Annotated in this window: 16 protein-coding genes; 9 read left to right on the forward strand and 7 right to left on the reverse strand. The window is 38.1% G+C overall.

All coding sequences use genetic code 11. The features are described from left to right. Window positions 1-316 precede the first annotated feature (316 nt). Together AC3KZC_RS08905 and AC3KZC_RS08910 are read right to left on the reverse strand one after the other, a co-directional pair. Window positions 317-1,516 carry a hypothetical protein gene (locus AC3KZC_RS08905; RefSeq protein WP_490577432.1) on the reverse strand — a complete coding sequence of 400 codons (1,200 nt, stop codon included), beginning with the start codon at window positions 1,514-1,516 and terminating at the stop codon, window positions 317-319. Between the two features lie 179 nt (window positions 1,517-1,695). Beyond that, the gene (locus tag AC3KZC_RS08910) at window positions 1,696-2,913 is read right to left on the reverse strand and encodes an erythromycin esterase family protein (protein WP_490577433.1); all 1,218 of its coding nucleotides are present in this window, start codon (window positions 2,911-2,913) and stop codon (window positions 1,696-1,698) included. Between the two features lie 243 nt (window positions 2,914-3,156). On the opposite strand from AC3KZC_RS08910, the gene AC3KZC_RS08915 reads away from it, so the two are divergent. Both AC3KZC_RS08915 and AC3KZC_RS08920 read left to right on the forward strand, forming a co-directional pair. Continuing rightward, on the forward strand, window positions 3,157-3,312 hold the full coding sequence (locus AC3KZC_RS08915) for a hypothetical protein (RefSeq protein ID WP_490577434.1): 156 nt from the start codon (window positions 3,157-3,159) through the stop codon (window positions 3,310-3,312). Between the two features lie 11 nt (window positions 3,313-3,323). Further along, window positions 3,324-3,503, forward strand: a complete 180-nt coding sequence (locus AC3KZC_RS08920) for a hypothetical protein (protein ID WP_490577435.1) — start codon at window positions 3,324-3,326, stop codon at window positions 3,501-3,503. Between the two features lie 108 nt (window positions 3,504-3,611). Here AC3KZC_RS08920 and AC3KZC_RS08925 read toward each other — a convergent pair whose 3' ends face one another. Further along, a complete protein-coding gene (locus tag AC3KZC_RS08925; protein ID WP_490577436.1) occupies window positions 3,612-3,974 on the reverse strand; it encodes a hypothetical protein in 363 nt (120 codons plus the stop codon). Window positions 3,975-4,081: 107 nt separating this feature from the next. Between AC3KZC_RS08925 and AC3KZC_RS08930 the strand changes: the two genes are divergently transcribed. Then, the gene (locus AC3KZC_RS08930) at window positions 4,082-4,294 is read left to right on the forward strand and encodes a hypothetical protein (RefSeq protein ID WP_490577437.1); all 213 of its coding nucleotides are present in this window, start codon (window positions 4,082-4,084) and stop codon (window positions 4,292-4,294) included. A 34-nt stretch (window positions 4,295-4,328) separates the two neighbouring features. Here AC3KZC_RS08930 and AC3KZC_RS08935 read toward each other — a convergent pair whose 3' ends face one another. Then, complete coding sequence (locus AC3KZC_RS08935) at window positions 4,329-4,781, reverse strand: hypothetical protein (protein WP_490577438.1); 453 nt, start codon at window positions 4,779-4,781, stop codon at window positions 4,329-4,331. 89 nt (window positions 4,782-4,870) lie between these two features. Between AC3KZC_RS08935 and AC3KZC_RS08940 the strand changes: the two genes are divergently transcribed. Together AC3KZC_RS08940 and AC3KZC_RS08945 are read left to right on the forward strand one after the other, a co-directional pair. After that, the gene (locus AC3KZC_RS08940) at window positions 4,871-5,047 is read left to right on the forward strand and encodes a hypothetical protein (RefSeq protein WP_490577439.1); all 177 of its coding nucleotides are present in this window, start codon (window positions 4,871-4,873) and stop codon (window positions 5,045-5,047) included. A gap of 40 nt (window positions 5,048-5,087) precedes the next feature. Beyond that, window positions 5,088-7,079 (forward strand): DNA phosphorothioation-associated putative methyltransferase, encoded by a 1,992-nt coding sequence (locus AC3KZC_RS08945; protein ID WP_490577440.1) that lies wholly within the window; start codon window positions 5,088-5,090, stop codon window positions 7,077-7,079. Here the strand turns inward: AC3KZC_RS08945 and AC3KZC_RS08950 are convergent. Together AC3KZC_RS08950 and dndA are read right to left on the reverse strand one after the other, a co-directional pair. Further along, complete coding sequence (locus tag AC3KZC_RS08950; RefSeq protein WP_490577441.1) at window positions 7,072-7,860, reverse strand: restriction endonuclease; 789 nt, start codon at window positions 7,858-7,860, stop codon at window positions 7,072-7,074. The two genes, AC3KZC_RS08945 and AC3KZC_RS08950, sit on opposite strands and share 8 nt — an antisense overlap. Further along, complete coding sequence (dndA, locus tag AC3KZC_RS08955) at window positions 7,860-8,984, reverse strand: cysteine desulfurase DndA (protein WP_490577442.1); 1,125 nt, start codon at window positions 8,982-8,984, stop codon at window positions 7,860-7,862. Before dndA ends, AC3KZC_RS08950 begins: the two co-directional genes overlap by 1 nt. A gap of 135 nt (window positions 8,985-9,119) precedes the next feature. Here dndA and dndB point away from each other — a divergent pair, with 135 nt between their 5' ends. The 4 genes from dndB to dndE are packed head-to-tail and all read left to right on the forward strand — an operon-like array spanning window position 9,120 to window position 14,166. Next, the gene (gene dndB, locus AC3KZC_RS08960; RefSeq protein ID WP_490577443.1) at window positions 9,120-10,211 is read left to right on the forward strand and encodes a DNA sulfur modification protein DndB; all 1,092 of its coding nucleotides are present in this window, start codon (window positions 9,120-9,122) and stop codon (window positions 10,209-10,211) included. Continuing rightward, window positions 10,201-11,868: a DNA phosphorothioation system sulfurtransferase DndC gene (gene dndC, locus AC3KZC_RS08965; RefSeq protein ID WP_490577444.1), complete on the forward strand. Its 1,668-nt coding sequence runs from the start codon at window positions 10,201-10,203 to the stop codon at window positions 11,866-11,868. Before dndB ends, dndC begins: the two co-directional genes overlap by 11 nt. Next, window positions 11,858-13,816 carry a DNA sulfur modification protein DndD gene (gene dndD / locus AC3KZC_RS08970; protein ID WP_490577445.1) on the forward strand — a complete coding sequence of 653 codons (1,959 nt, stop codon included), beginning with the start codon at window positions 11,858-11,860 and terminating at the stop codon, window positions 13,814-13,816. Before dndC ends, dndD begins: the two co-directional genes overlap by 11 nt. Continuing rightward, complete coding sequence (dndE, locus tag AC3KZC_RS08975) at window positions 13,816-14,166, forward strand: DNA sulfur modification protein DndE (protein ID WP_490577446.1); 351 nt, start codon at window positions 13,816-13,818, stop codon at window positions 14,164-14,166. The genes dndD and dndE overlap by 1 nt, the downstream gene beginning before the upstream one ends. Here dndE and AC3KZC_RS08980 read toward each other — a convergent pair whose 3' ends face one another. Next, entirely contained in the window at window positions 14,167-14,646 is a 480-nt protein-coding gene (locus AC3KZC_RS08980) for a hypothetical protein (protein WP_490577447.1), read from the reverse strand. Window position 14,647: the final 1 nt, after the last annotated feature.

Consider the following 14,647-nt stretch of genomic DNA (forward strand, 5'->3'; position numbering starts at 1 on the left):
TGTCACATCCTCATTGTGCTAAACCGAGTTATATTACACTTTTTTGACTTACCGGTTTTAAGACTAGTCGCTTTTATAAAAATCGCGCACTAAACAGAGCTAAGTGATTAACAAATACAGATAAAATACAAACAAAAGGGTAAAAAGCAACCCGTTTTATACCCCACCATTGAGGGTAAATAATGTAATGGGATGACGCCCAACCAATCTGGCCAAAAAGCCATAAAAATATCCCTTAAACAACCAGTGATATGTGAGTGAGTAATGATTGCTAATAAGGTGGTAATGATTACTGTAAACAAGCGATAAAAAGTCATTAGTTACGTTGATTGCGCCACAGCCAATGCTTAAACTCGGCTTCAAATCGCGGCTTATGCTCATCTAAAAGTAAGATAATGTCATCGCTTGGCAAGCTGTTACAAGGATCTATACGCTCGTTACTGAACATCTCTGACAAAAATGAAATGCCATCCTCTGAACCCAAGAAAAATGCCATCCAGATTTTTCCACTTAAATACAACTTGCTCATTGCTTCGGTTTGCCATTGGTATTCGGAACTTAATAAGGCGTATAAATCAAAAAACTCTTTCTGCAATTCACCATGTTTAAAATCCAATTTGTAATCTTTACCATCACCGATGATACCTTCAAAATTTTCTGCCAATCCTTCATTAATTGCCCGAGGCATTTGACCGATTAAATGTGCATTTAAGCCATGAACCGCTTCATGCAATGTAATCTCTAAGGTTTGTTCATCGCCTTTGTATTCAATAAAAGCCGAATCTGTACCATGAAAATAAACGCCTTGTGAAAATGCAGGGTCGTGACCCTCAATAGACGTGTACAACTCATAATTATAACGATCGGGTAATATCACCATTCGCAGGTTAATTTTTTGAGCGGCTTTTTGCTTTAAAAACCAAAAATAGAGTAAATGGATTTGATGTAAGCGCTTTGAAAAGTGCTGTCTAAAATACTGGCTCATGTTTTTGGCATAAAGAGTGACATGCAAATACTGATTAATGGGTATTTCAAAGCGTTTAAATTCGCTATCAAGGGCAGATAATTGTTTTTGCCACCCCACTTGCTGAAAGCCTTTTAACAAGGCTAGGTCGCATTGCGCTAAGTCATCAATAATGTACTTCTGCTCAGGCAGGGCTGCTTGTTCACTAAATGCATAAGAGCGCTCAGGCGCTAACTCTTGCTCACGCGGCTCATCTGGGACATGTGGTTCACCATCGGTTAACTGATTTTTACGCGCCCTATTTGCTGAAGATTGCAAGGTGTTGAACTGCTCAGTTTCCCGGGTTGAACCTATTGATTGTTCACCATCAATATTGCCACCATCAGCCTGAATATTTTGTGATTCATAGTTCCACACAGTATAAACATGGTGTATTGCATCGGTAGTATGCACCGCCGCTCGCGACAGCGCATCGGTACGTGAATCTATCAGCACAGCAAATACAATAGTGGCAATAAACCAGAGTAAGTAACGCGTCTGTTTTTGATTCATTGTGTTCCCTCACGCTTCAAATTTATGGCCACATAACAACAATACACGGATTTAAAGCAGCAATAGAAGTTGTTACATCGCTGCTATTTTTGGCTCAAGCTTTTTGAAAAAAGACCCCTAGCATTCTTGTAAATAGACCATCACGGCTACAAATACAAAGCCCCAACATGCTAATTGGTTTACTGCGTTAACTGCACCGAAGGTGTGACCGCTTTAAAATAAATCACCGAATTCCATTTATGCGCAAAGTCATTCAGCGGCACTGCTATTTGGTAATTCGACAACAAAATTTGTTTGCCTGCATGCGCCACCGATAGCGCTTTTGCATCAACTATACAGATCTCACACTCAGCTTTGTTTAACACATACTCTATCGATTGCTCGCTAAACTCAGGCACAGCTTTAGTCTTCATATCAGTAAAATCAACATACTCACCGCTACCAGCAGTAAAATGCGTGACATGATATTGCTGCTGATATTTTGCAAACATCACCTGCCCAGCGCTCGCTATTTCGCTTGGGCCGTCTTTTTCAAGATGATAGGTATGCGCCCAAATCATCATTTTAGCCTTAGGATGTTGCTCGCTTAACCATACCAAATTATTACCCATTTCATGACTACGCGGATCGCCCATTTGCCATTGGCGCTGCGCTTGTGATTTTAATCCAGCAACAATGCGCTGCCAAAAATCGGACCGCTGTTTTATGTGTTTTACATGATTAATAAGGGCATCAAACTGCTTAAAGAATGCGTCAGGATCGGCTGGTGCTGTACTGCTCAGCTCAATCACACGTTGAATAACCACCGCCAACTGCTGCCATTGCGCCTGAGTAAACTCACTATTAAAAGGCGCTAACGCTTTACCAAGTTCACTAACTAAATAAGCAACCGACACCCCACCGCTATGCTGCGAATCAAAACCAACCAGTTTTAACGGCCGCTTGGTTTTGTGAGAGGCTTCAATGTATTCAAACAAAGGTTTCATTTCAGCGCTATTGGCATACATATAAAAAATATTACGTGGTGCATTTTCTTTAATTGATTCACCGTGCGTTAAAAACTGACGGTACAACCAATCTACATCAAACAAACCGCTTTCAAGCGCCAAGACATCAAAACCATACTGCTGGTGCAACTGCTTAACAACATCGCGTTTAAAACTAAATACCGTTGCAGCACCATGGCTTTGTTCACCTAAAGCCACATAATTAAAACCCGACACCTGCTTTGCCAACAGCTCAACCGCTTGATCATAACGAGTGTTTACCATTAAAGGCGCAGTGCTAAGAACATTAACCGCTTGATTTGTGTCTGCATTCAGATGCCCGCCATAAAAAGCAAAACCGACTAAAAACAACGATGAAGACAAAACCGAACGTTTAAATAAATGAGCCATAACAAGTTCCTATAACGATAATTGCCGTTACTTTAGCGCCCTCAGCCAAATGACACTGTGCGACTTTAGTCTACCCATTAACACACCAAACGTTACATGCTTTATCCCCATATTTCGCCCCCAATCACCGATATTACCCATTGGTCACTTAAGTAAAAACAACGCGCAAGTGTTCGCCTATTGTTACCTCAACGACACGGCAAACGCCGCAGTATTTACAACATCACAATAGGACACCACATCATGAACGTATCAAAAGTAGACATCACCCTAGCAACAGCACTAACAGGTTTAGTTATTGGCGGGTTATTAATGGCAGGCATGGCCAGTGCAATCGTGTTAGGAACAGCCATTGCAGCAGTCATCATCATCGACAACAAAACACAATTCACCGCTTAAGGACACAGCACATGAAAGTTAAAACCCTAATGATAATCACGTTTTCTTTTATCACACTGGGCACCATAGCCGAAGGCTACAACCTTGCGTATCATCAACACATGGCGCAAACAGCCTGCGAAAATAAACACAATATTGAAAACGTTAACAACAAAGGATTTGAATGCAAAAAAGACCAGCAATCAATATAAGGAACCGCCGATGCAGTTATTAAACCGGCATAAACGCAAATAAAAAAGCACTTAACCCATTCAAGTTAAGTGCTTTTTTGTATTTGTTTAACCTGAGCTAAATTGCATTTATAAAAAATCTTTTGGCTCAGCTCTATTTTCAATTAACCATTTTTTCGAGTCTAAAGTAAGAAAACTTCTCACTTCATCATTAATAAAACCCAAACTCAGTTTATTAGGCACAACCAAATCAGCTTTTTTAAACTCGGTAAAAGAACCAATAATACCAAGGTAACTTTCTAATATTTCGGGTTTAGTCGTATCTCTGTTTAAATGTTTTTTAAAAGTAGCAGTGAATTTTTCAATCTCGTTTTCATCATCACTATGCTCATTTAATTCCATAAAAATACGATGGCTTACCACTATTTGTGAGAGTCCCAGTTGCTTAATAATTTTTTTAATATTTTTTTGTAAATCTTTAATATTTTCCATGGATTGTCCCTATTTGTCCCTAAGGCTGTTTTATTCTTAACTCGCTCCCAATAACGGCGAGCTTAAAATAACAACCTATGCGTAGGTTATTAAATGGAATATAAAAAATGAAAAAAATGACACAAACTGCCGCAGCACGTATTCAATCTGCAGAAGCACTTAAAAATCATGGTGTAGTTGATAAAAATAGTTTTGCTGCTCGTGCACAACGTGTAGCAGCACAAAGTAATAGCCCTCGCCCAGCACCACATAATGCACCAAGTAAAACAGGCAACCCATCTGGACCAGGTCGTGGTAACAACACACCACGTACAAAATAAAATTATCAAGGCGGTGTTTTAAACACCGCCTTTTTTATCTGCAATTTTTAAGGTTCGAATTAAATTTAGTTTTGAATAACTTTGCGTTAGAACTCAATTCACTTTCAGGTACTTCAATCATGGTTTGCTCTAATGCACAGATGCAGTCTTTAGCTAATTTTTGTTGCTCTCTATGACTAAAGTATGTGGTCGGATTTGCACATGAATTTACTATTTCAAAAATTACACCCGTTGAATAACGATGTGGCTCTAGTAATTCTTTATCAATTTTATAAGCACCAAAAGCACCAATAAATAATGCTACTTTGGCTGTTACAAAGGGTTTCTTATATTTTTTGTAAGTGTGGCCAGCAAACGTTTTTTCGCAACCATTACAATTTATATGATGCCCATACTCCAAGTTATTTTCAGTAGAGCACGCTGGACAAACAAGGTTCAAAAGGTGATCGGATGATTGATCAATAGGGTTATTATTCTGCACTTCCATTGCAACTTCTTATTATTTATTTTAATGAATCATTTGATATTTTGGTTTAAAGTAATAAACCAAGCAAGATACTACCATACTGATTTTAAATGCAAAACAATAAAAATGGCCTGTGGCTTACGAGCAAACAAACCCAAGCACATTTAAAAGTTACAGGTTGTGAACTCATGCATTTACGTGAAGCGGGAAAGCTACAATTCGAAAAACGAGGTCGCGCTTTTTATTATTACTTCGACAATATCACTATAAAAAATGAACTTCCTTGAATATAAGTTAATTATAAAAAATTTAAGTGCTGGTAAAAAATTGCCCACTGCGGTATATCTGCATCAAAGTGCGATTAACGAAGCCCTGCCTGACCAGCTCACTCAATTTATTAAAAACGTAATCAAGTCTCTTGAAATTAACAGCCCGTGGAATCTAATTAAATTTTATAAACGCGACTTTAAAATAACCCTCCTTAACTACCCTGATTTTGACCATTACGCCTACCCCGAGCTTAAGCACAGTACCACCATTGACCTTATTGAAATGCGGTATAAAAACACCGACTACTCAGAATCAAGTAACCCGCCAATTTTGCATCGCAAAGAAACCTTTGTCTTAAGCAATTATTCACTCATTGGACAATTCAAAGCGATTACGCTTGAAGGCGAAACCATTGGTTTATACCAAAACACCAAAACAATCGGTTTTAAACAAGCTTGGTTAAAGTTAATTAAACAAAAAGGCCATTCACTCGACGAATTTGGAAGGTTAATTGAAAACGAAAAACCAACTATTCAAGCATTAACGGAGAATATTGCCCTAACGACAAAAATCCAGCGACACTTAACGGCGATTAATCGCGACCGTTTATCTGCGCCTTTTCAACGCTTAGCCAAGCATGGCTATCTCAATGGTGACTACACCATTCTTGATTATGGTTGTGGTTTACAAGATGACTTAAGAGAACTCGAAGCTCATGGACTCGATATAAACGGCTGGGATCCCGTGCATTTCCCAGACGGTCAAAAAATACCGAGTGATATTGTCAATTTAGGGTTTGTGCTCAATGTGATAGAAAACCAAGATGAGCGCAAAGAAGCACTGCTTAAAGCATATCAATTGGCCGATAAACTATTAGTTGTGTCAGTAATGCTAACCAACGAAGCAAGGCTTGAGCAATTTAAACCGTTTAAAGATGGTGTGATAACAAAGTGGAAAACATTTCAAAAATACTACAGCCAAAGCCAAATTAAAGAGTACATCGAAACAATCCTAAACCAAAACAGCGTCACTTTAGGGCAAGGGATTATTGCCATTTTTAAAGACAAACAATTAGAAGAACACCACCATTTAGAAAAACAATATAACAGCTTAGATTGGCAACATATTACCGTTAGACCAAAAATCAGTGCCAAACCACAACAAACCGCACCCAGCTTATTAGAGAAACACCACTCTTTACTCGAATCCTTTTGGCAGCACTGTTTACATTACGGGCGCATACCCAGTAATGACGAGTTTGAGCTAAGTGAGCAAATCCGCAAGCACTTTAATAGTCATAATAAAGCATTTTCAATTACTTATGATTTATTCGATATTGGGCAATTTAAACAAGCACAGCAAAAACGAAAAGATGATTTATTGGTTTACTTCGCATTGAGTTTATTTGGTAAACGCCAAGCCAAAAGTCACTTGCCAGCACGATTAATCCGCGACATCAAAAACCAATTTAATAGCTTTAACGATGCACTTACTCAAGCACAAACGCTACTATTTAGCGTTAACCAAACACAACTCATTGGCCAAGCCTGTTACGATGCTTTTGAACAATTTAAAATCGGCGAATTAAACGACAATCATTCTTACCTTTTTCCAGCAACGCTCCTAAACAAAATGCCAAGTATTATTCGTTTATACCTAGGTTGCGCAACTTGGCTTTATGGCGATTTAGATGCGATAGATTTAATCAAAGTGCACATGCGATCAGGAAAGGTAACTTTATTAAAATACGATGATTTTAATAAACCACTGCCATTACTAACTGAACGAATTAAAATTCGCCTAATCGATCTTGATATCGACTTTTTCTTTTATGGTGACCAATTCCCCTACCTACCACTGTATAACCGCATAAACTTTATTGCACACGATGATAACAGCTATAAAAAACAAAAAACCTTTGATAATAAATTAGCAAGTATGCTCAAAAGCGTGCCAAAAACAGAATGGCCCAATTGGCCCATCCTATTAAAGGTGTTTGATTATTGGAAAGTAGAACTTAAAGGTTGGCGGTTTACTGATATTAAATAAGATCAAATTCAAAATCATAAATAGGTATATGACTGGTAGAAACACCAATACCACGATCAATCATTATTTCGGCTAGTGTTTCCCCATCAATCAAAACAATTGGGACACAACCACGTTTAAATGCAATATCTTGTGCTTCTTGAGTAAATGAACTGGTTGTGATGAAAATTCCTTGTTGATATTCACCTTGAATATCACCCCGAAATTGTGAGATATCTGGCCTTGAAACCTTATTTGTTTTTTTGTAACGCTTACATTGGGCTGCAACATGTAATTGTGAAATACCCACTTCTAGATATCCAACAACATCAATACCACCATCCCGACCACGCTGAGTAACAACCATATCTTCAAAGCCATAACGTTCTAAAAATCGTCGACAAAAAGATTCAAACTCTTCTGGTTCCAGGGCATACAAGTGGTCAATTATCCGCTCAATGGTACTTTGCTTTAACTTTTTAGCTAACTGATTGACCAAATAAAGATTATCAGTACTACTTTCAGAAATACAATTAATAGGTAAATGGCCTGATTTATCTATCAAAAGATAAAACAACCCCATCTCATTTTTGTTAAATAACTTATCTTTTGCTTCGCTCGACCAAGAAGTAGATTCGCAATGTCGTTCGATTTGAACTCGCAAAACGGCAATCGGATCTTTAGCCCCAAATTTATAGAGCTTACGCTCCATTATTTTGGCATAAATTTGTTTGATAGAACTTGCAGTGTTTAAGAGAGTAAGGGCTTCAACTGCGGCCTCAACGATTGTTAATTTCTTCATTACATTAATTGTTTTATTTTTTCAATGAGTTGCTCTAATGGTAACGACTGAGTTCTATGACTCCAAGACATTCTTATCGCACCTTCTATTCTTTTCGTATTTAAACCCATAGCGACCAAAACGTGTGATGGTGTATAGCTTGAAGAAGTGCATGCAGAACCATTAGATACCGCAACTATTCCTTTAAGTAAAACCATCGCAGCTTCAGAGTTAACATCGGGTACAGAAAAATTGAGTACAAATGGTGATGTATTCACACCATTGTATTGCGCTCCTAATTTATCCAATTCAGTAACTAACTCATGTTTTAAAGCACTTGCATGTTTTTGCCATGAGCTAGCGTATTTTTGTGCGATTTCACACGCGAGACCAAAACCTGCAATAAGTGGAACAGCTAAAGTCCCAGGTCGCAACCCTTTTTCTTGCCCACCGCCAAACATAATTGGTTTTAATGGCGGCTTTAAAAAGCCACGCTTTCTCATAATCAATGCTCCAATTCCTTTAGGTGCATATACTTTATGACCACTAGCGCTTATTAAGTCGATACGATTATTTTTTAAATCGTCGCTCATTTTACCAAAGCTTTGTGCTGCATCTATGTGCAAATAAGCTTCACTAAATTCAAGCGCATCACAAATCTCATTAATAGGTTGAATAGAACCCGTTTCATTGTTTACGTGCATTATTGATACAAGCAAAGTATCTGCTTGCAGTAATTTTTTTAGTATCTCGGGATTTACAATGCCGCTCTCATCAACATCTAAATAACTTACAGTAAAACCGGTTTTCTCTAAGTACTCAATTGGCTCTAAAACAGCTTTATGTTCTATACGAGTCGTAATGATATGCTTCTTATTATTAGCCTCACCAAACTCTTTTAAGCCCAAAATAGCAATGTTATTACTTTCTGTTGCTCCACTGGTAAAAATCACTTCAGATTTATCTACATTAACTACATCAGCAACTTGCTTACGTGCTTTTTCAACAGCCTTTTTAGCATTAGCACCAAATTCATGTGTACGACTACCTGCATTACCATACTCATCTAACAACATTTTCATTACCAACTCAGCCACCTCTTCAAGGACTGGCGTTGTGGCATTCATATCTAAATAAGTCGTCATATTTTCCTCAAAATAAACTCTCAGTCAAAACAAGACATACACAATGATTTATTGTAGAATCCCCGCCGCTGAGTTCGTACGAACAAAAATAAAAAATCACGAACAAATTTAACTATAACTTATTAATAAAAGACAATGAATCAAATCGTATCCGGAACTTCATTCCCTGCAATTAAAGGAATGCAAGCAAAAACAGAATATTACATTGTAATGTGTCCACTAAAAAGACTAAGTAAAATATTTACGTTAGATGAAGGGCAATTACCTGTAGATCAAAGAGCGCAACGTTTAATAAATGAAGAGCGTATTCCTGACATAACAAATTATATTTTAGATAGCAGAGATAATTATGTTTTCTCTGCACTTACAGCGTGCATTGATGGAGTGATTGAATTTATTAGCGTTGGTGAATCCAAGCATGAGCAAAAAATAGGCACCCTTGTTATTGATGAAGATGCTGAGATTTATATTACCGATGGGCAACATCGTAATGCGGCTATTTTAGAGGCTTTAAAAGCAGACCCAACACTTGCAGATGAAACAATTTCTGTTGTATTTTTCACAAATAAATCATTAGAAGAACGCCAAAGAATTTTTAAGGATTTAAATCTTTACCCAGTAAAAACAGATACTTCACTTAGCATTACGTATGACGACAAACCAGATGCAATACTTTCTAAAACGATTATTTTTAGAAGTGAGCAATTTACAAAACTAGTTCATATGGAAAAAAGCAATTTAGGGCCTCGTTCTAAAAAACTGATTAGCCACAGTGCTGTAAATAAAGCTAGTAAGTATTTGTTGGGCACCATAACTAAAAGCAATTACGAATCGCTGATACCTGTAGCGTACGAGTTTTGGCACGAAGTGCTAAAAAATATGCCAGCTTGGCAACTCGTCTGTGACGATAAAGCATCGGGTGGTGAGCTACGAGATGAATCCATTCACGCCCATGCCGTAACATTTCATGCCTTTGGTTTATTAGGTTTTTATTTACTCAATAATGAAACTAAGTGGCAAAACAAACTCAAGGGTTTGCAAAACATAAATTGGAGTCGAAACAACTCAGATTGGACAGGGCGCTGTGTCATCAATAATTCTATGACTAATAATAGAAAAGCCGCCGAACTAACTTGTATTCAAATCAAAACAAAACTAAATATCCCACTTACCGAAAAAGAAGTATCGGTAGAAAAAACTTTTACAGAGGAACGAAATGGCTACTGAGAATGAAGTACAGTTCCATTCGGCCTTTGGTGACAATGGCTTTAAAAGTTCAGTTCGCCAAAGCATCGATCATATAAAAATGCTCTACCAAAGCGACTCAATCCCATGGGTGATTGGTTACAGTGGTGGTAAAGATTCAACGGCAATACTGCAATTAACTTGGTATGCCCTGCAAGAGCTAGCGCAAGAAGATAAATGTCAAAAAAAAGTCCATGTTATCAGCACTGACACCCTTGTAGAAAATCCAATTGTAGCAATGTGGGTCGGTAAATCTTTAGAAAGAATGAAAGAGCAAGCTGACGAGCAAGGATTACCTATCGTTCCCCACCGCTTAACTCCTGCAGTCAAAGATCGCTTTTGGGTTAACCTAATCGGTAAAGGCTACCCTGCGCCGCGTTATAAATTCCGCTGGTGTACAGATCGTTTAAAGATATCGCCATCAAATACATTTATCCAAAACATGGCTGATAAAAACGGCGAAGCTATTTTAGTACTCGGAACACGTAAAGCCGAAAGTACAGCCCGTGCTGCAAGTATGGAGCGCTTTGAAAGCTCAACGACCAACACACGTAAAGCGCTTGGTTTAACCGAAAACGGATCGCTTGAACGCGTATGGGTTTATACCCCAATTGCAAGCTGGAGTAATGACGATGTATGGGTTTATCTCAATAGCGTTGAAAACCCATGGAACTTCCCTAATCACGACTTAATGGGTATGTACCAAGGCGCAACAGAAGGTGGCGAGTGCCCACTTGTTGTTGATAAATCAACTCAAAGCTGTGGCGATAGCCGTTTTGGTTGTTACGTGTGTACGATGGTATCTGAAGATAAATCAATGAATGCCATGATTGCTAATGACGAAGAAAAAGAGTGGATGTATCCACTAGTTGCACTTCGCAATGAGATTGAAGTCAACGATACCAACCGCGTTAAAAAAATTGAAAAGTTAACGCGCGATAAAGCAAATCGCGATTTCAGACGTATGAACGGTAACCTTACTGTACATATATCAAAGCACGGTGCTGATTTAGTACCTGGCCCTTATATTCAATCTTTTAGAGAACATTTACTCGCTAAAGTCCTTGAAGCACAAGTAGCGGTACAGCAACTTGGGCCTGTAGAAGTGAAAGACTTAGAATTACTACCAATTGAAGACCTTGAAGAAATCCGCAGACTCTGGCTTGAAGAAAAACACGAAGTTGAAGATAGCGTTCCACGTATTTATGAAAAAGTACTTAAACGACCGTATCCCGGTAAAAAACGCGCCCACCACCCTATTTTAAATATCGATGTTTTAAATAAGTTAAAGAATCATTGCCAACAGCAAGGCGATGAAGATGGCCTGCTTTATCAGCAGATGCGCGCTGTTATGAGCATCGCTAACAAACATAAAAATCAATTACGCCGCGCTAAATTATCAGATGAACTTGCACAAAGTCTCGACAAAGGGGCATTTAATAGCCTGTTTGAAGCCAAACAATTTGCATTAGAACGCGAACGTCATCGCTTACAAATTCAATTAAACAATTCACCAAACTTAAGTTCTGAAGATAAATCGGCTATCGAAGAAAAAATAATCATGGTCACTAAATCAATCAAAGAGCAAGGCTACAGTTCTTTACTAATCGATTTCGAAGAGGTACTAGATGATAATTAAACAACTGACCATTGAAAACTTCGGAATCTACCAAGGACGCCATGTTGTTGATTTAACGGTTTCTGAAAAACAACCTATCATCTTATTTGGTGGATTAAATGGTGGCGGTAAAACTACTTTTTTAGATGCCTTACAATTAGTGCTTTATGGTAAACATGCAAAATGTTCAAATAGAGGCCATCAAGCCTACGGTACATATTTAGCTACCACTAAAAATCGTTATGCCAGCGACCATGATGTCGTTGAAATAACCATCACCTTTAGCCATACAACCGAAACAACCACAAATGAATTTACAGTCGTGCGTAAATGGCATACCCAAACTAAAGACATAAAAGATAAAGTAGTGGTGTTTTGTAATCATCAAGAAGACACGCATTTAAGTCAGTATTGGGACGAATTTGTAAATGAGTTTATTCCTCTAAGTTTGTCTGATTTATTCTTCTTTGATGGTGAAAAAATTGAAAACTTAGCACATCCTGATCGCAGTGCCGATTTAATCAAAACTGGTATCGAGAATTTACTTGGGCTCGATTTATTGTCACAGCTTCACGTTGACCTCAACAATGTTGAACGAAAACGTAAAGGCGAAAACCTTGATAACTCAATAATCGAAAAAGTAACTGCACTTGAAAATGAAATTTCAGAGCAAACAACGCTTTTTACTTCATTTAAAAAAGAAATAGCTGACCTCGAAAAGCGTGCCAGTGATACAAATCTCAATATAAATAAAGCCCGCCAGAAAGTTCGCAATGCAGGCGCACATTTAATTGAGCAGCGTGACTCAATTAAATTCGAACTCGGTGCAATTGAAGAAAAACTCAAAGCTAATTTGGCTGAGCGTGTAAAACTTGATGCTGGCTGCGGTCCGCTAGGCTTAATTAGTAATTTAATCACTGCAACTAAAAAACAAATCACACTAGAGGAAAAGGCGATACAAGCCAAAGTCATTGAAACAGCAATTATTGATTACGAACAAAATATTAAACAAACGTTGGTAGAAGAAAAAGTTGATGAATCGGCTTTAATCGCTCTATCAGCAACAATGAATAAACTAGCCAGCGAACGTCAAATACTTGCGAGTACGCCTTGTTATATTCAAAGCAATTTGACCACCTTTAATGGATTAGACGATAAAATTGCGCAAGATAAATCAGAACGTGCAAACTTACTAAAAGCCCGCGAAGCGCTTTTAGAACAAAACGCCTTATTTGAGAAAAAACTCGAATCAATCCCTGATTACGAAACTGTGCAACACTTGCTCAGTGAGCTTGCTGGTTTTGAGGCTGAACTTAAAAATGATTTTGTTTTAATAAAACAAAAACAGCAGTTATTACAGCAAGCCAAAGCACGTAACGAGGTACTCAATACACGTTATGCCAACCTGCTCACGCAACAAAACAAAGATACCTTTGAGCAAAAACGCGCAGTACAAGTCGCCAATCATATCGCTAAGCTCAAATCAACCATGCAGTCATTTGCCGCAGAGCTGATTAAAGAAAATGTCACGGGACTTGAAAACCATATCACCGATAAATTCTTTGCCTTATCGCGTAAAAGTAACTTAATTACCGGTGTTAAAATTTGCCCAGAGAGTTTTCAACTCGCTTTACTTGATACAAACAACAACCCAATGTCATCAAACCGCTTATCAGCGGGTGAAAGGCAGTTACTCGCTATCGCTATTTTATGGGGATTAGCAGAAGCATCAGGCAAAGAAATTCCAACCGTTATCGATACACCACTTGGTCGCTTAGATGGTAAACACCGTACTAAGCTTATTAATAACTACTTCCCTAAAGCCTCTAGCCAAGTGATTTTACTATCGACCGACGAAGAAATAACAGGGCAATATTACACACAATTAAAGCCTACTATTTGCCGTGAATATCACATTAGTTACAACGAGCAAGAACAAACCTCAACCTTTACTGAGGGGTACTTTTAATGAATACCGCACTCCATACAATTGACTCTATTAAGCTTTCTGAAAAGCAAAAGCAGCAACTCGTTCGCCTAAAAAGTAAAACAGGCATCGAAAATTGGAACGTACTATGCCGCTGGGCGCTGTGCATGTCGCTCGCTGAAGATTCAACCCCCCCTGTTGAAGATATTCCATCAGACAGCAACGTGGAAATGAGCTGGAAAGTGTTTTCCGGTGAATATGCCGATGTGTATTTAGCCGTGCTGCGTGAAGCGTATCAAAAACAAACTGCACACCTAGAAGGTGTGCAGTTTGGCGATTTTGTTAAGTTGCATTTAAATCGTGGGATTAGTTATTTCATTTCTAATATATAATCATAACTGATAAACAAAGGGGCTATCATCCTTTCGAAGATATAGCATACGAGTGATACATGATTCTGCTATATCTTCGATTTCATTCCAATGAAAAAAATTTCTCGGTGCCGTTTTTTTAGTTTCGGATATTACTTTTATATTGCTACCAAACACACCTCTTGATTGCACAATCTCATGCATCTTATGCTCCAAGGCTTGTGTTGGTATCCTATAGCCACAATATTCAGATTGCATATCTCTTAATAACTCAAAACAAGAAATACTAAAAAATGATAGTGTATTTAAATATGGTTGCATACTTTCGCCGTCAAGATAATTTATTAACTTTTTAGTAAAGCTACCTGATTTATCTAAATGACTGCTCCAGCGCCTAACAGGAATATGCTGGGTTTCTCCAATATAAATTACATCATGGGCAAAAATAAAATATACGTGTGGTGTAAAGTAACCACTTTTAATGATCCCTGAGCCACTCATA

This window comes from Pseudoalteromonas sp. J2K-J031 (genome assembly GCF_058197095.2).

Coding starts and splice junctions, on each gene's coding strand:
- AC3KZC_RS08905 (WP_490577432.1), bottom strand. CDS start 1,516: ATGAATCAAAAACAGACGCGTTACTTACTCTGGTTTATTGCCACTATT.
- AC3KZC_RS08910 (WP_490577433.1), bottom strand. CDS start 2,913: ATGGCTCATTTATTTAAACGTTCGGTTTTGTCTTCATCGTTGTTTTTA.
- AC3KZC_RS08915 (WP_490577434.1), top strand. CDS start 3,157: ATGAACGTATCAAAAGTAGACATCACCCTAGCAACAGCACTAACAGGT.
- AC3KZC_RS08920 (WP_490577435.1), top strand. CDS start 3,324: ATGAAAGTTAAAACCCTAATGATAATCACGTTTTCTTTTATCACACTG.
- AC3KZC_RS08925 (WP_490577436.1), bottom strand. CDS start 3,974: ATGGAAAATATTAAAGATTTACAAAAAAATATTAAAAAAATTATTAAG.
- AC3KZC_RS08930 (WP_490577437.1), top strand. CDS start 4,082: ATGAAAAAAATGACACAAACTGCCGCAGCACGTATTCAATCTGCAGAA.
- AC3KZC_RS08935 (WP_490577438.1), bottom strand. CDS start 4,781: ATGGAAGTGCAGAATAATAACCCTATTGATCAATCATCCGATCACCTT.
- AC3KZC_RS08940 (WP_490577439.1), top strand. CDS start 4,871: ATGCAAAACAATAAAAATGGCCTGTGGCTTACGAGCAAACAAACCCAA.
- AC3KZC_RS08950 (WP_490577441.1), bottom strand. CDS start 7,860: ATGAAGAAATTAACAATCGTTGAGGCCGCAGTTGAAGCCCTTACTCTC.
- dndA (WP_490577442.1), bottom strand. CDS start 8,984: ATGACGACTTATTTAGATATGAATGCCACAACGCCAGTCCTTGAAGAG.
- dndB (WP_490577443.1), top strand. CDS start 9,120: ATGAATCAAATCGTATCCGGAACTTCATTCCCTGCAATTAAAGGAATG.
- dndC (WP_490577444.1), top strand. CDS start 10,201: ATGGCTACTGAGAATGAAGTACAGTTCCATTCGGCCTTTGGTGACAAT.
- dndD (WP_490577445.1), top strand. CDS start 11,858: ATGATAATTAAACAACTGACCATTGAAAACTTCGGAATCTACCAAGGA.
- dndE (WP_490577446.1), top strand. CDS start 13,816: ATGAATACCGCACTCCATACAATTGACTCTATTAAGCTTTCTGAAAAG.
- AC3KZC_RS08980 (WP_490577447.1), bottom strand. CDS start 14,646: ATGAGTGGCTCAGGGATCATTAAAAGTGGTTACTTTACACCACACGTA.